Source organism: Pseudochrobactrum kiredjianiae (assembly GCF_030362795.1).
GTDB classification, from domain to species: domain Bacteria; phylum Pseudomonadota; class Alphaproteobacteria; order Rhizobiales; family Rhizobiaceae; genus Pseudochrobactrum; species Pseudochrobactrum kiredjianiae.
The window spans coordinates 1347694-1370364 of the sequence record NZ_JAUCBM010000001.1 but is presented as its reverse complement, the minus strand read 5'-3'; the positions used below and the strand labels follow the sequence as shown (position 1 = coordinate 1370364).

Genomic DNA, 22671 nt, shown 5'->3' with positions numbered 1-22671 from the left:
CGCTCTAGAGTATTTCAAACTTTGGTACGCCTGCGCAAACGCATAAATCCGTAGAGCCCTGCCACCATAACGACTACGCCCAGAGTGACAATATTCTCGTCAACCGGCGGCGCACCGCGACGCAAAACCAGATCAGCCCGTGTCAGTGACAAGCCATCTTCAACCGCACGCACACTAAATTCGTAGGTACCTGCCTGTAGAGTTTCCATATCTTTCGCGTCCTGACGGATCACTGCACCGCTTTGCGGAAGATCACGCTGCTCATTACCGCTTTTCGGGCTGTAGCTGAGGCGCTCAGCCAGCACCGGAACACCACCGCGCGATACTGCGAGATTGAGCACGGATGCCCGTTGCCCGCTGATTGCACCCTGCATAGGTATTGCATCGACAAAAATACGTAACGGCGCATCCTCAGGCTTCAGTGAAACTTGTGCTGTCTGATAACCTGTCTCGCGTTGATAGAGCGGCCATGTGCCGATTTGTTCACCGCCAAAATGACGCTGCGCCCACGGCCAGATTACACCGGTTGCCAGACCGCCAAGAAACAGCAAAATACAAAACACACGCATCAGGCTTTTTTCTCCCAGCGGCGATCCGCATTTTGCTGCCAATAAGTAAGTTGGTGGCCAGCGGCTTTCAGGCTCTTCCACTGCTCTCGCGCTTTGGCCAGCTGGGTCGCATCATGGCCATCGAACATCACGACCAGACGATCATAATTTTCCGCACCGGCAATTTCAGCGCCTTCAACAACAAAGCGGACTGTCGCACCGTTCAGATTATCTGTGGTGGTCGTGAGTAGTGCGGGTTGATGCTCGGCATTAGGCTGCACATCGGTGCCATGCGCCAGAAAGGACGTGTTGTTCCACGTCCATAGAAGCCGGTCGAGTTCTTCCCGCCGCTCTTCCGAAGTCATCTGAATAGTCACGCGCCAGCCCCGCTCCAATGAACGGTCAACCAGACCTGGCAAAGCCTCATCCAGAACGGATTCGGTCAGATGATAAAACAGAATTTCAGCCATCTGCGAATGCAGGGAACAGCGCCCCTTACCTCTCACATCTTAAATATACCGGATAAAAGCTTAAACCAGAAACAAAACGGCCTGTCGATCAGACAGGCCGTTTCATACATAAAAACTATGCAAACTGTGAATTATGCAGCTTTTGCACCATGTTTTTGAGCAGGTGCGGCAAGGATACTACGGATACCGAGGCAGAGCAGCATGAAATAGCTCAGGCTTTCCAGCACTTCCTCAAAAAACTCATTGTAAGCAAAACCATCCATCTTTTCGAAAACTTCGCCAAGCAGGATCAGCACAGCAGCCATATAGAACGGCCATGCCTTGCGGCTGAACACAAATTGCAGCACCGGACGCACATAGGCCGAATGGAGAAAAATATAAACGGCAGCAAAGCCAATCACCAAAATCGCTTCATGCCAGCGGAAAGCATGGGATTTGATATAGCCGCTAACAGGTCCAGTCGGCTCAACCTCAAGCTCACGGAAGAAGAAAATCAGCATCAGCATACACATGCCAATGGCAAACATGCGTGCTGGCTCTTCACTGCGTAAACCGCCGATCAGAAATGCAAGCGCTGCAAGACCAAGATAGATCAGCTGCAGATTCTCCAGCAGCCCCTCTTCCCCCATCTCAACTGTGAGATTGTTCAGATCGGTGACTAGATAAAAGAACAAAGCATTGATCAGCAGCAGCCCGATTGTCAGACTGATAAAACTGCGCGAAGAAAAAGATGGGAACACAGGACTATCCGGATAAAGAAGGCTTTACCCGTGTAGAAATGACTGCGGGTGACAAAGCGGCTTAGTGAATTATTTGTGACATCTTAACAAAAACTTGCTGTAAAACATATCAAAAATCCACATAGCGACTTCAATTAATGTTGAGCGCAGATAGACAAACATAAAAAAAGCCGGTGCATTGCACCGGCTTTTTCTCGAAATTGGAGTGTGATTACGCTTCGTAATGATCGCGCACCAGACGATCCAGCAGACGAACACCAAAGCCCGAGCCCCAGGATTCATTGTAATCGCTGGCAGGCGAATCCATTGCGGTACCGGCAATATCCAGATGCGCCCAAGGTGTATCACCTACAAAACGCTTGAGGAACTGCGCCGCAGTGATCGAACCGGCAGGACGACCTGCCGAGTTACGCATATCCGCAAACTTGGAATCAATGATCTTGTCATATTCCTTGGTCAGCGGCAGACGCCACAGTTTTTCACCACTGCTCTGACCGGCATCAAACAACTGACCTGCCAGTTCATCATCATTCGAGAACAGACCTGCATGCTGCGTGCCCAGAGCAATTATAATTGCACCGGTCAGCGTTGCCAGATTGATCATGAAGCGTGGCTTGTGGGTTTTGGCAGTGTAATACAGTGCATCGGCCAGAACCAAACGGCCTTCCGCATCTGTATTGATCACTTCAATGGTCTGACCGGACATGGTGGTGACAATATCGCCCGGACGCTGCGCGTTCCCGTCAGGCATATTCTCTACCAGACCGATCACGCCAACCACATTGACCTTGGCTTTACGGCCAGCCAATGCGCGCATCAGGCCGGTAACAGCAGCCGCGCCGCCCATATCGCCCTTCATGTCTTCCATACCCAGCGCAGGCTTGATGGAGATACCGCCGGTATCAAACACAACGCCCTTACCAACAAAAGCAACCGGCTTGTCTTTAGCCTTACCGCCATTCCATTCCATAACCACCAGACGCGGCGGACGAACAGACCCCTGTGCAACGCCGAGCAGCGAGCCCATGCCGAGCTTTTTCATTTCTTTTTCGGTGAGAATGGTGATTTTCACACCAAGCTTTTCAAGCTTTTCTGCTTCTTCGGCAAATTCAACCGGTCCGAGCACATTGGCAGGCTCATTGACCAGATCACGTGCAAGCAAAACACCTTCACCGATTTCAGCGGCAGCAACATAGGCTTTTTCAGCGCCGGCAGCGTCAGCAACCTGAATGGTCAGCTTAACGTCTTTGCTATCTGCTTTATCTTCATTTTTCTTGGTCTTGTATTTATCAAAGCGATAAGCACGCAGCTGCGCACCAAGCGCAAAATCTGCAGCCGCATCTGCGGAAATTTCCAGACCTTCAACGGCGAGAATCGCATTGGCTTCTGCCGATTTGCCAACTTTTGCAAAAGCAGCACCACCGATTTTCAGCCAGTCGTCATTTTTCAGCTTGGCAGGATCGCCGATACCAACCAGCACCAGACGCTCTGCGCCAGCACCATCTGCAAGATAAGTTTCAAGTGTTGCACCAAGCTTCCCCTTGAAACCGGCTTTCGTAATCAGCCCGGAGACAAAGCCTTCACCGCCAACATGGGCAGCCTGAGCGGCAACCGAACCGTCTTTGCTTACAGGAACAATCACGACATCTTTCAGCTTTTCTGAAAAATTCGAGAACTTGATGACTGGATTTTTGGACATAATAACTCCAACAGGTAAAAACAGAGTCGCATAACTTATTTATTGTGTGGCGCTATCACGCCTAAACCACAAGCCATAAATTATCGTCTCTGACGAATAAGTGTTTTGTTAACCTAATTTCTTCGTCTATTTTTAGCCTAGACGGATTTATGATAGACACTGAGATTATGACAAGAGTTTGCGCGTTAAGATTATTTCACTATAAGGCGACATCAACTCTGCATATCTTGCAATTAATAACAGGTTCAGCCCTAAGGTTCAGGATGTAAATTCAGCGCATGAAACTGATTGAGCGATACATCCTGCGCCGCGTGGGGATAATGTTTCTGGCCGTGTTCTGCGCGGCCATCGGCATTACGTGGACTGTACAGGTATTGCAGCGCATCAACTTCCTGACTTCCAGCGGTCAGTCTCTTGCGACGGCTATTCAGTTTTTCTCGCTGTTTATTCCGTCAGTCATTCCGCTGGTGATGCCTTTTGCGCTGGTAATTGCAATCACGCAAACGCTCTCCACCATGAATCAGGATTCCGAGCTGGTCGTTATCAATGCTTCCGGCAGCCCGCGCACTGCTGTTATCCGTCCGATTCTGATGTTTGCAGCAATGCTTTCTGTCACCTCCTTTTTGGTTGCGAATTTTGTCGATCCCTATGCGCGTTATAATATGCGCTCCATGCTCGCCAATGCGAGCGCGGATCTGCTGAATGTTGTGGTGCAGGAAGGCAACTTCCGCAAACTCTCCGACAATCTCTATGTACAGATCGCAGAGCGTAATACTGACGGCAGCATCGGCGGTATGTTTATTGCCGATTCTCGCGATCCTAATATTGATCTGGTCTATTATGCTCTGAACGGCACCATTGCCAATAATAACGGCAGTGATGTGCTGTTGATGAATAATGGTGAGATTCAGCGCCGTGATGTCAAAACCGGCAGCGTTTCCATTATTAAATTCGATCAGTATGCTTTTGATCTCAGCCAGTTCACCGATGCAAGCGGTGATATGGTGCTGTATGCCAAAGACCGTCACCTGTCTTATCTGATGAATCCAGATAAAAATGATCCGACTTTTCAGACCAAGCCATTGCAATATCGCGCTGAATTGCACAAACGTCTGTCAAACTGGCTCTATCCTTTTGTCTTCGCTATGATTGCACTGGTTCTGGCCGGTGATGCACGTTCTCATCGTGAAGCCCGTGTATCTGCGTCCTTTTCAGCAATTTCGCTGTCACTCGTTGTTTATTGGGCAGGTTATTTCGTGTCAGATCGTGCAGAGAAAAATGCAGCTCTCATACCCGTCATGTATCTGATCCCGCTTGGTGTTACTGCTCTCTGTCTCTATGTCTTGTTCAGCGGGCGCTCACTCAGCCTGCCCGCCTCCTGGTCAGATAAAATTCAGGACATCTCAGAACAAATGGCATCCCGGTTCCGTGGCATTACGGAGCGCCTTGCAGGACGCAATAAGACACCGGGAGGTCAATCATGATCGGTTGGACGCTCGGACGTTACTTCTTCATGCGCTATGTAAAAACCACCCTGTATTTCCTGCTGGGTATATTTGCACTGTCGCTGCTGCTTGATTTCACTGAAAATGCCAGCAAGCTGGCCAACCTGCCCGATTATTCGGTATGGGCTGCGCTGGGGCTTTCAGCCATGCGTATTCCGTTTATCATGCAGCAGATTATTCCGTTTGTTGCGCTATTCTCGGCAATGGCTACCCTCATCTCGCTAAACCGTCGTTATGAGCTGGTTGTTGCGCGTTCTGTCGGTGTCTCCGCATGGCAATTTCTGTTGCCGGCTTGTCTGGGAGCCTTTCTGTTCGGCCTGATCACCATTTTCATCATTAATCCGCTTGCAGCCTATGGCTTTGAAAAGTCACTGGAAATCAGCACGCAATGGCAAAATGGCAATGTTAATCAGGTCACTGCGCTGCGTGATCCATGGCTACGTCAGAAGGCTGACGGTCAGGAAACAATTATCGGCGCCAAAGGCATTCTCGCTCAGGGCACACATCTCACTGATGTCAGCTTCTTTGTTTTCAATGAAGACAAGACAATCAAAGAGCGTTTTGACGCCCGTGATGCACAATTGAAAGAAGGCTACTGGAGCCTGACCAATGTGACGCATATTGTCGAAGGTCAGGAACCTAAAGAGCTTTTATCCACAAAAATTCCGTCGCAATTAAAGCCGGAATTCCTTGAAGAAAAACTTTCTTCACCCGATACGATTCCATTTGTGCAATTGCCCCGTAAAATCGAAGTCGCCCGTTCTTTCGGCTTTTCGGCCACCGCATTTGACATGCAATTCCAGTCCTTACTGGCTTTGCCTGCGCTTTTGATGGCCATGACGCTGATCGCAGCAACAGTATCATTAAAATTTGTTCGTTCCGGCCAGTCCGGAGCAATGATTCTGGGTGGCATCATTGCCGGGTTCGTGCTTTATGTCGTCACAGTCCTTGCCAAAGCTTTTGGCACGGCAGGATTCGTGCCACCTTTTGTGGCAGCATGGGTTCCGGTATTGATTGCAACATTTTTTGGAATCTCCTTTTTGCTCCATAAGGAGGATGGTTAGTGGGATTGAGTAGCTCCCGCACGACAGTTTCTGAGTATCTCTCGCGTCTCGCACGCGGGACCGCTCTGGCGTGCATTTTTTCCACCTCTGCAATAATTTCCCTGTCTTCCGTGGCGTATAGTCAGGAAGGAATGCCTTCTGGTGAGTTCGGCAGTCAGTATCAGACCAATCCTGATGCTAAAATGCTGTTGCAGGCCGACAATCTGATTGTCGATCGCGACCAGAATACAGTGACTGCTGCGGGCAATGTTCAGATTGAATATGATGGCAACCGTCTGGTTGCGCGTCAGGTCGTATACAATCAGAAAACCAAGCGCATGGTTGCTAAAGGCAATGTTGAAATTGTCGAAAAAGATGGCAACCGTATCTATTCCGATGAAATGGATGTGACAGACGATTTCCGCGATGGCTTTGTGAATGGCCTGCGCGTTGAAACCGTTGATGACACACGTTTTGCCGCTGAAAGTGCAGAACGCAGCCTCGGCGAAGTTACGACCTTTAATAATGGCGTGTACACAGCTTGTCGCGCCTGCGCCACAGATCCGGACAAACCGGTTCTCTGGCAGGTTAAAGCCAAGAAAATTATCTGGAACGGCACCAAGAAAACAGTCCGCTTTGAAGGCGGCCGTTTTGAAATGTTCGGCAAATCGCTGTTTGCCCTCCCCGCATTTGAAATCGCCGACCCGTCCACCAAACGTAAGAGCGGTTTTCTGTTCCCGAGCTTTATGTATAAAGACGAGCTTGGCTTTGGTGTACGCGGCGGATATTTCTGGAATCTGGCACCGAATTACGACATCACCACTTATGGCACAGCTTTAAGCAAACAGGGTTTCTTAAGTGAAACCGAGTGGCGCCATCGCCTTGAAAACGGTACTTACAATATTCGTGTTGCGGGTATTTATCAGGCGAATCCGGGTCAGTTCAGCTCTGATAAGGTTGACGCTCAGGAACGCATGCGCGCCATGGCTTCCTCTAAAGGTGATTTCAAAATCAATCCTCGCTGGAGTTTCGGCTGGGATGTGATTGCGCAGACCGACAAAAATTTCAGCCGCACTTACAAGCTCAGCGGCTACGGTTCTGAAACACTGACGTCGAATGTTTATCTGCGTGGTATATCCGGCCGCAATCACCTTGATATTAACCTCTATAAATTCAAGGTTCAGGAAGATGTACTCAATGGCAGTGAGAATGCCGTTGATACAAAACAGCCTTGGGTGCTGCCAAGCGTTGACTATCTCTACACGGTTCCGGGTTCTGTTTATGGCGGCGAGCTGACAATTACCAGCAATCTGCAGGGCATTTATCGTGAGACATCTGATATCATACTTCAGAATAATATTCCCCGTTTTATGCGCGGCATCAAAGGCACAAGCGCCCGCCTGACAACAGAAGCAGAATGGAAGCGGACTTTCATCACAGAACAGGGAATTATTATTACCCCTCTTCTCGCTCTGCGCGGTGATGCCATTGGTATCAGCACCAATGATACATTGCGCACCTCGGATGAAATTCGTTCACAAGCCTTCCGTGGCATGGCGACTGCCGGTCTTGAAGTCCGTTGGCCGATCCTGTTCTCATCCACCAGCATGACGCAGATTTTGGAGCCAACAGCGCAGATTTTTGTTCGTAATGACGAACCTTATGCAGGTCGTCTGCCGAATGAAGATGCCCAGAGCTTTGTCTTTGACGCTACCAGCCTGTTCGCTCGTGATAAATTCTCCGGTTATGACCGTGTTGAAGGCGGCACGCGTGCCAATCTGGGTCTGCGCTATTCCGGCAATATGAACAATGGCTGGTCAATACATGGTCTGGCGGGGCAGTCCTTCCAGCTTGGCGGCCTGAACTCTTTTGCGGAAAGTGACTTTGTTGGTGCCGGTGCAGATTCCGGTCTCGAAGGTAAGCGCTCCGATTATGTGGCTATGCTCGGCATGTCCAATAATACCGGTCTCGCTTTTGCTGCCCGTGGTCGCTTTGACAAGGATAATCTCGATATTCGCCGCGGTGAAGTCGAAGCCAGTCATACCGGACAAATTGTTCAAGCTTCTGTGAAATATGCCTATATTACCAAACAACCTGACTATGGTTTTGAAGAAAACCGTCAGGAAGTCAGCCTGAGCGGCTCAACCCGTTTCAAGGAAAACTGGCGCGTCTTTGGTTCAGGCACCTATGATATTGTCTCAGAAACGCTGGTAAAAGCGCAATCTGGTCTCGCCTATGATGATGAGTGCTTCACTTATTCCATGGCCTATATCCAGACACGCAGCCCTGGTCAGGACAAGATTTCCCACTCGGTCGGATTTAACATCTCCTTCCGTACACTGGGCGAAGTTGGTAATTCATTCTGATTACAAACCACAAAATATACTTTTACGGCTCGCTCTATGCGAGCCGTAATTTTATTCACGCTCTTTCAATCATTCAATCAGCATAGTGACGAGCCACAAACGCAACATAAAATCGTACGATTTACAGTTTAAAGCCATTTCCATGTATAGTGATCATTATACATCATGCAAATTGCAGAGAGACTCTGTTCATATGAGCATGGCTAAAGCATGTCTGGCTCAAATGTATTCATTTGAGCTACCGCGAACATGCGACAATTAAAAGAATCTAGAGCGAGCGCAGTGGGTACGATTAAACACAACACGCTCTAGAGAATACAAAGATTGGATATGTCGTTTCTTCAGCCTAAATGACACAAAACAGGCATAACGGGATTAAAATTTGCAGTTTTCATACGTTCTTCATCATATGAGAGATTGTTTCACTGCACCTGCTCATTTATACAAGAACGAAAATCCTGACAGGATGTGACATAGCAGAGCGTTTTATCTATTATTTTTCCGCATTCGGAGATGAGCGCATCCTGAAAAGCGTAACGGGAAACCAGTATGAAACTTACCACCATGAGCATGAATATGAATAAACGCATTCTGGCTGCATTGATTGCCGGTACAGTTGCATTCACTGCCCTCAGCATCACAGAATTTACCGGCGCAGCCCATGCCGCCGAAATTAAAGTGATCGTTAACAGCAACCCGATTACCAATATTGATATCGCCAATCGCGCCGCGTTCCTCAAGCTGCAACGTCGTACCGGCAATCTGAACAAGATTGCACAAGACGAGTTGGTGGAAGAAATGCTCAAGCGTGTGGAAATGAAATCACGCGGTATTGTCGTCTCCGATCAGGAAGTTGAAACCGCCTATGCCGGCTTTGCATCGCGCAATAAAATGAGCATTGCACAGCTTAATCAGCTGATGAATCAGGCTGGCATTACGCCGAAGCATTTTAAAACCTTCGTTATGGTACAGATGGGCTGGAACCGCGCCATCGGCGCCCGCTTCCGTTCAGAAGGTATGATGACCGAGCAGGATGCGGTACAGCGTATGCTGAAAGACGGTGGCAAGAAGCCTTCGTCCAATGAATACACGCTCCAGCAGGTGATTTTTGTTGTACCTGCCGCAAACCGTTCAGCCGGCACATTGGCCAAACGCCGTCAGGAAGCCAATGCTCTGCGTAACCGTTTCTCCGGCTGTGAGAATACCCGTTCGCTGACAAAAGGCATGATGGATGTGACCGTACGTGACCTCGGCAAACATCTTGAACTGCAATTGCCGCCGGAATGGACAACACAGCTGAAAGCCACCGCTGTTGGCCGTGCGACTGCGGTGCAGGATACCGACAAGGGCGTTGAATTCCTTGCTGTTTGCGCCAAGCGCAGCGTTTCTGATGACCGTGTTGCTCAGCTGACTTTCTCCATGGAAGGCACAAGCAACAACTCCGATCAGGAGAAAAAGGCTGAAGAAATTAGCAAGAAATATCTGAAAGAACTGCGCGAAAAAGCGAAAATCGTTAATCGCTAAACCATATTTCGCGCAAAACACCACTTGCGCGATTATCCGCCTTTAGAGCGGTTCCAGTTAAAATTGAATTGTAGAACCGCTCTATTTCTCTGTTTTTACGCATTACCCAACACAAGACCGGAGCATAAAATGGTTTTTCCGCATCATGGAGAGGCTTCCATAGCTCCGGTTGCTCTGAGCATCGGAGATCCATCTGGTATTGGTCCCGACATTGCGCTTGCTGCATGGTCATTGCGCGAAAAACATGCGCTGCCGCCCTTTTTCATTCTGGCCGATCCGGCGCTGCTGACGGCGAGAGCCAGACAGCTTGACCTTGATATTCCTTTTAGTATCTGCCAGCCTTCAGAAGCCGTTCAGCGTTTTTGCCATTATCTGCCTGTTGTTCCTCTTGCCAATCGCCTGACAGACAAGCCCGGTGTGCCGCAAGCTTCAAATGCTGCCGGTATTATTGAGGCGATTGAGCGGGCGACGACTTATGTTCTCAATGGTCAGGCCAGCGCTGTCACAACCTGTCCGATTGCGAAGAAGCCGCTTTATGAAGCAGGTTTCGGCTTTCCGGGGCATACAGAATTTCTTGCCCATCTGGCTTCACGCCATCTCGGAACTGAAGTCCGCCCCGTGATGATGCTTGCAGGCCCGCAATTGCGTGTCGTGCCGGTGACTATTCACATTCCGCTGCATCAGGTGCCGCAACAACTAACCACCGATGCAATTCTTGAAGCAATCCGTATTACCGAACATGATCTGCGTACACGATTTGGCATTAAAAACCCGCGTATTGCAGTTTCCGGCCTCAACCCGCATGCGGGCGAAGGTGGCGCACTCGGCCATGAGGATGATGCGGTGATCCGTCCTGCAGTTGAGATTCTGAAAGCGGAAGGTATGAATATCCGCGGCCCCTTGCCTGCCGATACGATGTTTCACAAACAGGCGCTAACTACATATGACACAGCCATTTGTATGTATCACGATCAGGCGCTGATTCCGGCCAAGGCGCTGGCGTTTGACGAGACTGTGAATGTGACGCTCGGCCTGCCTTTCATCCGCACTTCTCCCGATCATGGCACCGCTTTTGATATTGCCGGTCGTGGCATTGCCAGACCAGACAGCCTGATCGCCGCACTTAAACTGGCAGCAGAATTGGCTGCGAATAATCAAACATTTTCCAAATAAACAGCAATCCTGTCCTCGGCAGGCTCGCTGATAAAAAATCAACAGAGACACTCTATGAGCATTGATAATCTGCCGCCCCTGCGTGATGTGATCGAACGTCATGAACTGAACGCCAAGAAATCGCTCGGCCAGAATTTTTTGCTCGATCTTAATCTGACTTCTAAAATTGCCCGTCAGGCCGGAGATTTGCAAGATCAGCCGGTGATTGAGGTTGGCCCCGGCCCCGGTGGCCTGACACGCGCTATTCTGGCTCAGGGTGGCATTGTTACGGCTATTGAGCGTGATGAGCGCTGTCTGCCAGCCTTAGAGGAAATTGCGGCCGAATATCCGGAACGCTTACGGGTGATTTCCGGTGATGCTTTGCAGCAGGATTTTACCACCCTGTTTCCTGATCCGATAAAAAAGCCGAAGATCATTGCCAATCTACCTTACAATGTCGGCACACAATTGCTGATTGGCTGGCTGCTCAGTGATCCGTGGCCACCGTTTTACAGCTCGATGACGCTGATGTTCCAGAAAGAAGTGGCCGAGCGTATTGTTGCTCATGCGAGTGACGATGCCTATGGCCGCCTTGGCGTCTTGGCCGGATGGCGCACCCAGTCGAAAATCGCCTTTGATCTGCCGCCACAGGCGTTCACACCACCGCCGAAAGTGACATCTGCCGTGGTACATATGATACCGCGTGAACAGCCGCTGGAATGCCCGCCGCACCTGCTGGAGCGCGTGACACAGGCAGCCTTTGGCCAACGGCGCAAAATGCTGCGTCAGAGCCTCAAACCGCTTGGCGGTGAAGCGCTGCTCAACAAAGCAGGTATTGACCCGACACGCCGCGCGGAAACGCTTAGCGTTGAGGAGTTTGTGCATCTCGCCAATCAATTATGAGCTATAAAAAAAACCGCCTTACGGCGGTTTTACTTTATGTACTCAATGAAAATCAGGAAGGTTGCTCTTCCAGCAATCCGTTGACGAATTCAAACAGGCCCGGACGACGATCACGGCGCAAACGCTCTGCCATAACAATGGATTTGACCGCTGCATAAGACTGGTTCAAATCTTCATTAATGACGATATAGTCGTATTTGCTCCATTTCTGGATTTCAAAACGCGCATTGTTCAGACGGGTCTCAATCACTTCCGCTGTGTCTTCCGCACGGCGGTTGAGACGCATCTGCAGCTCTTTCATGGTCGGCGGCAGAATAAAGATTGAAACCACATCAGCAGGCATTTTAGCCTGAAGCTGCTCAGCACCCTGCCAGTCAATATCAAACAACATGTCACGGCCGTCGGCCAGAGCATTTTCCGCAGTCTCACGCAGAGTACCGTAATAATTGCTATGGACTTCTGCCCATTCGATCAGCGCATCGCTGTCACGCAGACGCTCGAATTCACGCACGCTTTTAAAATGATAATGAATACCCTCAATCTCACTGGCGCGACGCTGACGAGTGGTCACGCTGACAGAGAGAGAAAGATCCATGTCACGATCTTCAAGCAACAGTCGCGCAATCGTTGATTTGCCCGCGCCTGACGGTGAGGAAATGACCAACATAAGACCGCGCCGTGCAACAGCATTTTCCACGAAGGAGATGGCCATAATCTATTCTGCTCCAGATTCTGAACTCGCTAAAAGCATTTCCCGTTTCAGTCTGCTTGTTAGAAATGCTCTTTTAAATACGGATATGCATCTTATCAAAAACGGTTTCCGCTTTTGCGGATGCACTCCGGCACGACTGATATCACCCTGCCGGTTCCATGTCTGCGTTGTTATCTATAATCCCGCTATTGTCTATCTTTTTTAGTTATTAAAGTTTTACCAATTGAGATTTTGCCTCAAATTTTTTGCCCGTAAAATCAGGCTTAAATCGTACATTCAAACCAAAGCAGAATGTTCTCTCATAAAAATTTCGGAACAATATCAACAATGCTGCGTTTTATTTTAGTAACTTGAAATTAAAAAATTGGAGAAGATCATGCGTCGTCTTATTATCGCACTTGTCGCATCCGGCACTCTCATGGGTGCAGCTTACGCCCAGACCGCAGTAACAACGACACCTGAGCTATTCGTTACCGCGCAGCCGACTGATGTGCTGAGCTATAATCTTGTCGGGTTGAATATTACCAATGCTGAAGATGAAAATATCGGTGAGATCAAGGATCTGATTATCTCCGATGGTAAATTATCCGGCTATATCATTTCTGTGGGTGGCTTTCTCGGTATGGGAGAGCGCTATGTGATCGTCGAACCAGCCGCTGTGAAGGTCGACTATATCGAAGCCGATAAAAAATGGATCGCTACAATGACCGCGACCAAGGATCAGCTGAAAACCGCACCTGAATTTAAATATGAAGGCCGCTGGGGTCGCTAACCTCTTGTACCATTCAAATAAAAGCCCTGCTACATGCAGGGCTTTTTTAATTTTATAACCACATCTATTCGAGGTTCTGAACCTGCTCACGGAACTGATCGACAACCGCTTTCAATTCAAGACCAATCGCCGTGATCGATGCTGCGTTGGATTTTGAACAAAGCGTATTGGTTTCGCGATTAAATTCCTGCGACAGAAAATCGAGCTTACGGCCAACAGGCCCTCCATCCGTCAGTAGTTTATGTGCTGCCGCCACATGCATATCCAACCGGTCAAGCTCTTCCTGAATATCGGCCTTGGTTGCCAGAAACGCAGCTTCCATATGCAGGCGCTGCTCATCCAGCACAAGTGCAGAACTGCGATTACTGTTGACGGCCTCAAGCAACAGAGCCACCTGCCCCGCAAGACGTTCACGAATGGCATCTGCACTGCGCGAACCATCCTGACGCGCCAGAACAGCCAGCTCCGCGATGCGATCAACATGACCACCAAGCAGATCAGACAAGCGTTTGCCTTCTTGCAAGCGCATCTGCTTCAGAGCTTCCAGCGCCTCATCAAAGAACGACAATAACGCGGCTTTTAGCGCAGCCTTCGCCGCTTCATCTGCCTCTGTCTGCGGTGGCTCAAGAATACCTTTGAGATTAAGCACGGCATCGACACTGGCAGGAGCAAGACCATATTGGTTCTGCAATTGCAGTGCGGTCTGCATGACCTTGCTCAGCAATGCCTCATTGATAACCAGTTTGACCTGCGCTTCCGGTTCTTCAACAGTCACATTGACCTGAAAAGACCCGCGCGAGAACACACGCCCCAGCGCAGCGCGTAATAATTGCTCGAGATCATCAAAGCCATTGGGCGTACGAAAACGCGCATCAAGCCCTTTGCCGTTGACACAGCGGATTTCCCAACTGATCCGTGTCTCCGCACCATTCTCCGGTGTGAATGTTGCCGTGTGACGGGCAAAGCCGGTCATGCTCTGTACTGTCATGTTCAAGTCCATTTCCAAGCCGCTTATATGCTTATAGCAGCTTTTGCAAAAATGCCGTCCGGAGAACCGGACGGCACCATATTGTAATATTTATTGAAACAGCAAATCCATAACAACTATGTGGTTATGGTGCTGCCGGTGCGCCAGTGGCACCTTCTTTGCGCTGACGTTCAATATCACGCCATTTACGCACATTATCATTATGATCTTTCAGCGTTGCCGCGAAGATGTGCCCGCCAGTACCGTCTGCCACGAAATACAGGTCTTTTGTATCCAGTGGATTGGCAACAGCTTCGAGTGCATCACGACCTGGATTAGCAATCGGTGTCGGCGGCAGACCTTTGATAATATAGGTATTATAGGCCGTTTCTTTTTCGATATCCGATTTATAGATCGGGCGATCCGATGGCTTACCGCGACCGCCGAAAATACCATAAATAATCGTCGGATCGGACTGCAAACGCATGCCCGTATTCAGACGGTTTACAAAAACCGAAGCCACATGCGGACGTTCCGATGCCACACCAGTTTCTTTTTCAACGATCGAAGCCAGTGTCACAAACTCGTTCTTGTCTTTTACCGGAAGACCATCACGGCGCTTTGCCCAAACTTCATCAACCAGTTTGGCCTGTGCTGTTTTCAGACGCGTAACCACTTCTTCGCGTGTCGTACCGCGTGTGAAGCTCAGCGTGTCCGCAATCAGACTGCCCTCAGCCGGCAGTTCTTTCGGAAGATTGCCGGAGAGCAGCTCGCTATTGGAAATACGATCAAAAATCTGCTGAACGGTCAGCCCCTCAGGAATAGTCACCTGATGCATCAGCGACTTACCTTCAGCAAAGATATTCATAATGTCTCGCATCGAGGCATGAGCCGGAATAGCGTATTCACCCGCTTTCATGCTCTTTTCCATGCCATAAGCACGCGCACCATAGCGGAAAATACGAGCATCAGTAATCAGGTCAGCGCGCTCCAGCTGATCGGAAATCTCAACAATCCCGCTGCCGCGCTTCACAAAGAATGTCGAATCCTGTTCCAGCGGCCCTTCGGATGTGAACTGTACTTTACCGAAATAGAACAATGCACCCATGCCGATAACCAGAAACACCAGCAGAGACAGCATGAAATTTGCGAAAACCACAATCTGGCTGCGGGCATGACGCGAGCGTTTACGCTTTTTCGGCAGTGGCGGAGGTGTGCCGGGCTCCGGACGCAGAGCTTCACTGGCTGATTTCAGAACAATCGGACCGCTTGCAGCTTCCGGTGCAGGTGCTGCCGCGACTTCCGATTCAGGCTGCGGTGCCGGTGCCGCAACAGGTGCTGCAACTGGCTCCATGGCAGCCGCAGGTGCTGCCGGTGCTTCAGCGATTTCCGGTGAAACCGGCGCTACAACAACCGCTTCATCAGATGTAACAGGCTTGGATGCATTTTCAGAAACTGCATTTTCTGCCGAAGATGGTGACGCATTATTCTGATCAGCACCATCAGATACAACAGGCTGGCCAGCAGATTTTTTTTCAGATGATTGGTCTGACGTCACACTTTCACTCCGGTTTAACCGGAACATTGACGCTATTTTGTAATACAGCGCTGCTCCGGATTGGTATTTTATTGCATTGGTGCAGTTTTCAAAGAAAACCCGCCACCAAATTGCTGAACTGTTTCAGATTTGAGCCATTATCTGCAAACAAGCAGCAAACAGTCTTCATGTTTATTGGGCACAATAATTGCGGCAAAAGCACGGATATCGCAACCCATGAACACAGGTTTCGACAGAAAGAACTCATATTTCAGAGCTATTTCCGTCTGAATGAAACAGAATAAGGACTTTTCAACAAAAGGCCGCCTTCTCAGAAAGCGGCCTTCTATTAAATCAACGATTTCGCTCTATCAGGCCTGATAGCGGCGCAGAACCAGCGATGCGTTGGTGCCGCCAAAACCGAACGAGTTCGACACAGCAACATCAATCTGACGGGCGCGCGGCTTATGCGGCACCAGATCAATCTTGGTACTGACCGACGGATTGTCGAGATTGAGCGTGGCAGGCGCGATATTATCGCGGATTGCCAATGTCGAGAAAATCGCTTCCGCCGCACCGGCTGCACCGAGCAGGTGACCGATCGAAGATTTCGTCGAGGACATCGAAACCTTAGAGGCCGAGTCACCCACAACGCGCTCAACAGCACCCAGTTCCAGTGTGTCTGCCATGGTCGAAGTACCGTGCGCATTGATGTAATCAATCGCATCCGGTGTGATTTTGGCGCTGCGAAGCGCTGCTTCCATGCAGCGCTGTGCGCCCTCACCGTTCTCACTTGGCGCAGTGATGTGATAAGCATCGCCGGACATGCCGTAGCCGATCACTTCCGCATAGATTTTCGCACCACGTGCCAGCGCATGTTCCAGCTCTTCCAGAACCACAACGCCTGCACCTTCACCCATTACGAAACCGTCGCGGTCATCGTCATAAGGACGGGATGCTGCTGTCGGATCATCATTGCGTTTGGTGGACAGCGCCTTACAGGCGGCAAAACCAGCCAGCGAAATACGGCTGATTGGTGATTCTGTACCACCGGCAACCATCACATCCGCATCGCCGAAAGCGATCATACGGGCCGCGTCGCCAATAGCGTGCGTACCGGTTGCACAAGCTGTTACCACAGAGTGGTTAGGACCGCGCAATTTGTGTTTGATGGATACATGGCCGGAAGCCAGATTGATCAGACGACCCGGAATGAAGAAAGGCGAAACACGGCGCGGACCTTTGTCGCGCAGCGTGTAACCGGCTTCAACAATACCTTCGATACCGCCGATACCCGAACCGATCAGCACGCCGGTGCGGATCTGGTCTTCATCGCTTTGCGGATGCCAGTTGGCATCATCCAGTGCCTGATCGGCAGCGCCGACCGCATAGACGATGAAAGGATCAACCTTACGCTGTTCCTTTGGCTCCATATAAAGATCGGCGTTGAATGTACCATCTGTGCCATCGCCGACAGGAATACGGCAGGCAATCTGACAAGCAAGGTCGTCAACTTCGAATTCGGTTACCCGACGCGCTGCGCTTTGACCAGCGAGCAAACGCTTCCAGGTTTCTTCAACACCATTAGCCAAAGGTGACACCAGGCCAAGACCGGTAACGACGACTCTTCTCATATGTATCCTTCCCCGCGGCTGATCCTGTCTCTCACTGATTTAATATCAGTTGCAGGCAGCGCAGATTAATCAACTGCGTAATATCCCGACCGGAATCGATCAAGCGTTAGAATTACGCAGAATTAATAGATTGTTACAGTGCTTTTGTGGAGTATTTAATTACAGCCCCGCAAATAGAACTGCATGACCGGCTCACAGACTGTTTAAATCTATAGCTTAGTTCAAACGATAAGGGCCGGAAGATATGATCTTCCGGCCCGATATCTGCATGCCGATTATAACAATAATCAGGCAGCTGCTTTATCGATGAACTTAACAGCATCGCCAACGGTCAGGATGGTTTCAGCTGCATCATCAGGAATTTCTACACCGAATTCTTCTTCGAAAGCCATTACCAGCTCAACGGTGTCCAGGCTGTCTGCGCCCAGATCATCAATGAAGCTTGCGCCTTCAGTTACTTTTTCGGCATCTACGCCCAGATGTTCAACAACGATTTTCTTGACGCGTTCTGCGGTGTCGCTCATGTCGGACCTCGACCTGTTAATACCATAGCCTTGGTAGCGGCATGGCTGATTGTAATCAAGTTTTAAGATAGCCTGACATTATGACGATTGTCACAATGAAACTATCCCGTGGATATTCCTACTGCATAATGCCTCAAACAGAAATGCGTTTCAGACAGACTATACAATATATTTCAGTTGCAGCGATTTACCTGCTGCGCCGATGAAGCGCAATGCTATTTATCACTACCGCCGCCGCGATGCACAAAATATGCAGCACAACAATATGCGGGGCATTATCACGGTTCTGCAATTTGGCAAAGTCCAATTCGACAATCCGCCACACTGAAACAGTGCCAATCCTTACAAAACAGCAGAAAAAGGGCAATATGACTGCATTATCAGCTTTTTATGCCCTTTTAATTTAGACATCATCAGCCGGATTATACACAAATCCAGCTGGTTTTACATCAGATCATCGCCATGCCGCCGTTTACATGCAGGGTCTGGCCTGTCACGTAAGCAGCTTCATTGCTGGCGAGATAAACAACTGCCGAAGCAATTTCCGAGCCCTGCCCCATGCGCTTCATCGGGATAGCAGACATGATTGTCTCTTTCTGCTTCTCATTGAGTTTATCGGTCATTGCCGACTCAATAAAGCCCGGAGCCACGCAGTTTACAGTCACATTGCGCGAAGCAATTTCCTGCCCCAGCGACTTGGAGAAGCCGATAATACCGGCCTTGGAAGCGCAATAGTTTGCCTGTCCCGGATTGCCGGTTACACCGACAATCGATGTAATATTGATAATGCGGCCAAAGCGACGGCGCATCATCGGATGGGTCAGCTCGCGGGTCAGGCCGAACACGGACGTCAGGTTAACCTCAATAACGGCATCCCAGTCTGCATCGCTCATACGCACGAACAGGCCGTCACGGGTGATACCGGCATTGTTCACGAGAATATCAACGCCTTCGAGCTGCTTTTCCACAGCCTGACCCAGCGCCTTCACTTCTTCACGGTCGGAGAGGTTGGCAGGAAAGATATGAACGCGGTCGCCAAGCTCATTGGCCAGCGCTTCCAGCTTTTCAACGCGGGTACCGTGCAGAGCAACGATTGCACCCTGAGCATGCAGAGCGCGCGCAACTTCTTCACCAATTCCGCCGGTTGCACCGGTTACGAGAGCCTTACGGCCAGTCAGATCAAACATGAAATCCTCTTGAATCTGATATGCGGACAATTTTAATCCGCCTTTTATACCATTATTTTCAACACATCAAAATCTGTGCGATTAACCAAGCAGCGTCTGCTTTTTAAACTCACGCAAGCAAAGCTTGTAGATTTTACTTACGCAAGCAAAGCTTGCAGGCACGCATCAATCTCTTCAGCCGTACCGACAGTCACACCGCTCACATCTTTGGAGATGCGGCGCGCCAAACCGGTCAGCACCTTGCCGGAGCCGATTTCGTACAATGTGGTCACTTCATGAGCGGCAAACCACTCAATAGTTTCACGCCAGCGCACCTGACCTGTCACCTGCTCAACCAGCAGATCGGCAATTTCAATAGGGTCTTTAACCGGCGCAACGCGCACATTGGCAATGACCGGCACAACCGGAGCCTGCTTATTAACGCTTGCCAGCGCTTCACGCATGGCATTGGCAGCAGGTGCCATCAGGCTGGAATGGAACGGTGCCGATACCGGCAGCATAATTGCACGCTTTGCGCCTGCTTCTGATGCCAGCTTCGCAGCAAGTTCAACAGCAGCCTTGGAACCGGAAATCACCAGCTGCCCGCCGCCATTATCATTGGCGATCTGGCAGGAACCCTCAGCAGCGGCTTTTTCGCAAATCGCAAAAACATCAGCATGTTCAAGGCCAATAATCGCAGCCATAGCGCCCTGACCAACAGGAACAGCAGCCTGCATTGCATTACCGCGAATACGCAGCAAACGCGCTGTGTCGGAGATCGTAAATGTACCGGCTGCACACAGTGCCGAATATTCGCCGAGCGAATGACCGGCCACATAGGCAACTTTATCCTGAAGTTTCAGACCCTGTGATTCCAGCACGCGCATCACTGCCATGGAGACCGCCATCAAGGCAGGCTGGGCATTGGCGGTCAGGGTCAGTTGGTCTTCCGGCCCTTCAAACATCAGAGTTGAGAGTTTCTCACCGAGCGCATCATCAACTTCTTCAAAAACAGCGCGTGCCTCCGGATAGGTCTCAGCCAAGGCCTTGCCCATACCGACAGCCTGACTGCCCTGTCCCGGAAATGTAAATGCTACAGTCATGAAAGCCTCTCTCTCAAATATCCGTCGAATGTCATAACTTGCGCCTATATATAATAATGCCACACGCGTTACGACAGAAAACTATCTATAATTGCGAAGGCATGTGCCTTTCAGCGCGTTTCAAGTCAAGCTTTCACTGGGGAAACCGGTATTTTAGCGCAGGAATATGCTATCGCGCTGCAATGAAAAGTAAATCGCAGGTATTTCTATTGCCATATTCACAGGCCGTTTAAAATGACTTTAACGGTTGCAACTTTTCCCAAAAGACACTAATAGGCACAACATCATTGTCCGGCATCAGCTGGGGGCTGAACGGAGGCCGGATTTAAACATCCGGAGAAATAGTATTATTTCAACCTCCCGTGTCTCCGCTCTCGATCGTCTCGACTCGCGTCCTTTCTTCTCCGTTTTACATGGAATAGACAAGTCGCAGAGGCTTAGCCGTTGATACGGACAGTGGATTTTGGAAGAAAGGCAAGACAATGGCTCTTTATGAACATGTGATCCTTGCCCGACAGGATATCTCGCAGCAGCAGGTAGACGCACTTGTAGAACAGTACAAAGGCGTTCTCGAAGCTAATGGTGGTAAAGTCGGGAAAATCGAAAGCTGGGGACTGCGTCCTCTGACTTATCGTATCAAGAAGAACCGTAAAGCTTATTACACACTGGTAAACATCGATGCTCCTGCTGCTGCAGTTGCTGAAATGGAACGTCAGATGCGTATTAACGAAGACGTTCTTCGTTTCATGACCATTCGCGTTGAAGAACACGAAGAAGGCCAGTCGGCTATGCTGACCCGTCGTGATGACCGTCGTGAACGTGAAGACCGTTTTGGTCGCGACGATGATCGTCCGCGTCGTCCACGTCGTCCACGCGACAATGAAACTTCTGGCGAAGGAGAAGAATAATGGTTGATATCAATCAGATCCCGACCCGTCGTCCGTTCCACCGTCGCCGTAAGACCTGCCCATTCACAGGTCCTAACGCACCAAAGATCGACTACAAGGACATCAAACTCCTGCAGCGTTACATTTCTGAACGCGGCAAGATTGTTCCTTCCCGCATTACAGCTGTAAGCCAGAAGAAACAGCGCGAACTCGCAAAAGCGATCAAGCGTGCACGTTTCCTCGGCCTGCTGCCATATGTAGTGAAATAAGACTTCTGATTCGGGGTGTGTTCTCACATCCCGAATTGTTCTTCGAATAAATGATTAAGTGGCCGTAAGGTCAGGTTGGGAACAGAGCGCTGGAGCGATCGTTCTCTAACTGCAACCGGAAACCTCCGGGCAGGACAGCAGGATTAAGATGAATTACAACAGCAAACATATCGGAACCGGAGTTCTGGCGGGCCTTGCAGCCGCGCTGCTGGCATCTGGTGTGCTGGTTCAATCCGGCCTTGCTATGGTTCTCTATGTCCTCACCCCTCTTCCTATTTTTATCGCCGCACTTGGCTGGGGCACTGCTGCCGGCCTGATTGCCGCTGCCACAGCCAGTATTGCTGTTGCGATTTTCGCCGCCCCGATGGTTGCGGTTCTGATTGCCCTCACCAGTTTTATCCCTGCTGCAACCGGCGCCTATCTTGCCGGTCTTGCGCGTCCTGCTCAGGAACTGGGCGGGCCAAAAGATGCACTGGTCTGGTATCCGCTGCCGGACATTATGTTCCGTCTCGCTCTTCTGATTGCTGTCAGCTTTATCATTGTCGGCGCTATTATCGGCTATGGCGAAGAAATGGTGAGGGAACTGACCGGCGCGATGATTGCAAGTCTGCAGGCTTCTGATCCTGAATTCAGCGCCAGTGACGATTTCCGTGCCATGCTGCAACAGTTCCTGTTGTTTGGTCTGCCAGCTATTCAGGCCGCTACCAGCCTGATGTTCCTGACTGCAAATTTCTATCTGGCACTGCGTATCACTGAACGCTCCGGCGTGTTGCGCCGTCCGCGTGATAACTGGCCTGCGACACTGCGTATGCCGCGCCCTGCTCTGCTGATCTTTGCACTGACTTTTGCCGGTTCCATGTTCCTGTCAGGTCCTGCAAGCATGATTGCCACGACTTTTGCCGGTGCGCTGGCCGCTGGCTTCATCATGGCAGGCTTAGCAATTATTCACTGGCGGACACGCGGTGCCACATGGCGTCCGTTTGCGCTGTGGCTTGCCTATTTTCTACTCATCATCTTCGCATTCTCTGCATTGGTATTTTTGGTCTTCGGGCTGCTCGACACATCGCGCGGCGCTCCGCTCTCCAAAGATCCTTCTCAGAATTCATAACATAACCACACATTCAGAACTTAAACACTTAAGGAATAGACC

21 protein-coding genes are annotated in these 22671 nt (G+C 50.1%); 10 read left to right on the top strand and 11 right to left on the bottom strand.

Features of this window, described 5'->3' with window-relative positions; genetic code table 11:
• Positions 1–14 precede the first annotated feature (14 nt).
• The 4 genes from QUF18_RS06080 to QUF18_RS06065 form a co-directional block, all read right to left on the bottom strand.
• Positions 15–569, bottom strand: coding sequence for a hypothetical protein (locus tag QUF18_RS06080; RefSeq protein WP_289386049.1), 555 nt, complete (start codon positions 567–569; stop codon positions 15–17).
• Positions 569–1018, bottom strand: coding sequence for a DNA polymerase III subunit chi (locus tag QUF18_RS06075; protein ID WP_289386048.1), 450 nt, complete (start codon positions 1016–1018; stop codon positions 569–571). The genes QUF18_RS06080 and QUF18_RS06075 overlap by 1 nt, the downstream gene beginning before the upstream one ends.
• A gap of 131 nt (positions 1019–1149) precedes the next feature.
• The gene (locus tag QUF18_RS06070) at positions 1150–1758 is read right to left on the bottom strand and encodes a hypothetical protein (protein WP_289386047.1); all 609 of its coding nucleotides are present in this window, start codon (positions 1756–1758) and stop codon (positions 1150–1152) included.
• Positions 1759–1969: 211 nt separating this feature from the next.
• Complete coding sequence (locus QUF18_RS06065; protein ID WP_289386046.1) at positions 1970–3457, bottom strand: leucyl aminopeptidase; 1488 nt, start codon at positions 3455–3457, stop codon at positions 1970–1972.
• Positions 3458–3735: 278 nt separating this feature from the next.
• On the opposite strand from QUF18_RS06065, the gene lptF reads away from it, so the two are divergent.
• The 6 genes from lptF (at position 3736) to rsmA (ending at position 11950) form a co-directional block, all read left to right on the top strand.
• Complete coding sequence (gene lptF, locus QUF18_RS06060; RefSeq protein WP_289386045.1) at positions 3736–4941, top strand: LPS export ABC transporter permease LptF; 1206 nt, start codon at positions 3736–3738, stop codon at positions 4939–4941.
• A complete protein-coding gene (gene lptG / locus QUF18_RS06055; RefSeq protein WP_289386044.1) occupies positions 4938–6026 on the top strand; it encodes an LPS export ABC transporter permease LptG in 1089 nt (362 codons plus the stop codon). Before lptF ends, lptG begins: the two co-directional genes overlap by 4 nt.
• Positions 6026–8371: an LPS-assembly protein LptD gene (locus QUF18_RS06050; protein ID WP_289386043.1), complete on the top strand. Its 2346-nt coding sequence runs from the start codon at positions 6026–6028 to the stop codon at positions 8369–8371. Before lptG ends, QUF18_RS06050 begins: the two co-directional genes overlap by 1 nt.
• Before the next feature lie 570 nt (positions 8372–8941).
• Positions 8942–9895, top strand: coding sequence for a SurA N-terminal domain-containing protein (locus QUF18_RS06045; protein ID WP_289386171.1), 954 nt, complete (start codon positions 8942–8944; stop codon positions 9893–9895).
• Positions 9896–10024: 129 nt separating this feature from the next.
• A complete protein-coding gene (pdxA, locus tag QUF18_RS06040; protein WP_289386042.1) occupies positions 10025–11068 on the top strand; it encodes a 4-hydroxythreonine-4-phosphate dehydrogenase PdxA in 1044 nt (347 codons plus the stop codon).
• 54 nt (positions 11069–11122) lie between these two features.
• Complete coding sequence (gene rsmA, locus QUF18_RS06035; protein WP_289386041.1) at positions 11123–11950, top strand: 16S rRNA (adenine(1518)-N(6)/adenine(1519)-N(6))-dimethyltransferase RsmA; 828 nt, start codon at positions 11123–11125, stop codon at positions 11948–11950.
• A gap of 52 nt (positions 11951–12002) precedes the next feature.
• Here the strand turns inward: rsmA and gmk are convergent, their stop codons facing one another.
• Positions 12003–12662, bottom strand: coding sequence for a guanylate kinase (gmk, locus tag QUF18_RS06030; RefSeq protein ID WP_289386040.1), 660 nt, complete (start codon positions 12660–12662; stop codon positions 12003–12005).
• Positions 12663–13038: 376 nt separating this feature from the next.
• On the opposite strand from gmk, the gene QUF18_RS06025 reads away from it, so the two are divergent.
• Positions 13039–13434, top strand: a complete 396-nt coding sequence (locus QUF18_RS06025; RefSeq protein WP_289386039.1) for a PRC-barrel domain-containing protein — start codon at positions 13039–13041, stop codon at positions 13432–13434.
• A gap of 64 nt (positions 13435–13498) precedes the next feature.
• Here QUF18_RS06025 and QUF18_RS06020 read toward each other — a convergent pair whose 3' ends face one another.
• The 6 genes from QUF18_RS06020 to fabD form a co-directional block, all read right to left on the bottom strand.
• Positions 13499–14422 carry a YicC/YloC family endoribonuclease gene (locus QUF18_RS06020; protein ID WP_289386038.1) on the bottom strand — a complete coding sequence of 308 codons (924 nt, stop codon included), beginning with the start codon at positions 14420–14422 and terminating at the stop codon, positions 13499–13501.
• 124 nt (positions 14423–14546) lie between these two features.
• Positions 14547–15755, bottom strand: coding sequence for an endolytic transglycosylase MltG (mltG, locus tag QUF18_RS06015; protein ID WP_289386170.1), 1209 nt, complete (start codon positions 15753–15755; stop codon positions 14547–14549).
• A gap of 554 nt (positions 15756–16309) precedes the next feature.
• Positions 16310–17572: a beta-ketoacyl-ACP synthase II gene (gene fabF, locus QUF18_RS06010; RefSeq protein WP_289386037.1), complete on the bottom strand. Its 1263-nt coding sequence runs from the start codon at positions 17570–17572 to the stop codon at positions 16310–16312.
• Between the two features lie 287 nt (positions 17573–17859).
• Positions 17860–18096: an acyl carrier protein gene (locus tag QUF18_RS06005; RefSeq protein ID WP_113942744.1), complete on the bottom strand. Its 237-nt coding sequence runs from the start codon at positions 18094–18096 to the stop codon at positions 17860–17862.
• A 449-nt stretch (positions 18097–18545) separates the two neighbouring features.
• Positions 18546–19283: a 3-oxoacyl-[acyl-carrier-protein] reductase gene (gene fabG, locus QUF18_RS06000; RefSeq protein WP_122004778.1), complete on the bottom strand. Its 738-nt coding sequence runs from the start codon at positions 19281–19283 to the stop codon at positions 18546–18548.
• Positions 19284–19420: 137 nt separating this feature from the next.
• Positions 19421–20365 (bottom strand): ACP S-malonyltransferase, encoded by a 945-nt coding sequence (fabD, locus tag QUF18_RS05995; protein ID WP_289386036.1) that lies wholly within the window; start codon positions 20363–20365, stop codon positions 19421–19423.
• A 482-nt stretch (positions 20366–20847) separates the two neighbouring features.
• On the opposite strand from fabD, the gene rpsF reads away from it, so the two are divergent.
• The 3 genes from rpsF (at position 20848) to QUF18_RS05980 (ending at position 22629) form a co-directional block, all read left to right on the top strand.
• Positions 20848–21273: a 30S ribosomal protein S6 gene (rpsF, locus tag QUF18_RS05990; protein WP_289386035.1), complete on the top strand. Its 426-nt coding sequence runs from the start codon at positions 20848–20850 to the stop codon at positions 21271–21273.
• Positions 21273–21521 (top strand): 30S ribosomal protein S18, encoded by a 249-nt coding sequence (gene rpsR, locus QUF18_RS05985; RefSeq protein WP_022712184.1) that lies wholly within the window; start codon positions 21273–21275, stop codon positions 21519–21521. The genes rpsF and rpsR overlap by 1 nt, the downstream gene beginning before the upstream one ends.
• Before the next feature lie 148 nt (positions 21522–21669).
• Positions 21670–22629, top strand: coding sequence for a DUF2232 domain-containing protein (locus QUF18_RS05980; protein WP_289386034.1), 960 nt, complete (start codon positions 21670–21672; stop codon positions 22627–22629).
• Positions 22630–22671: the final 42 nt, after the last annotated feature.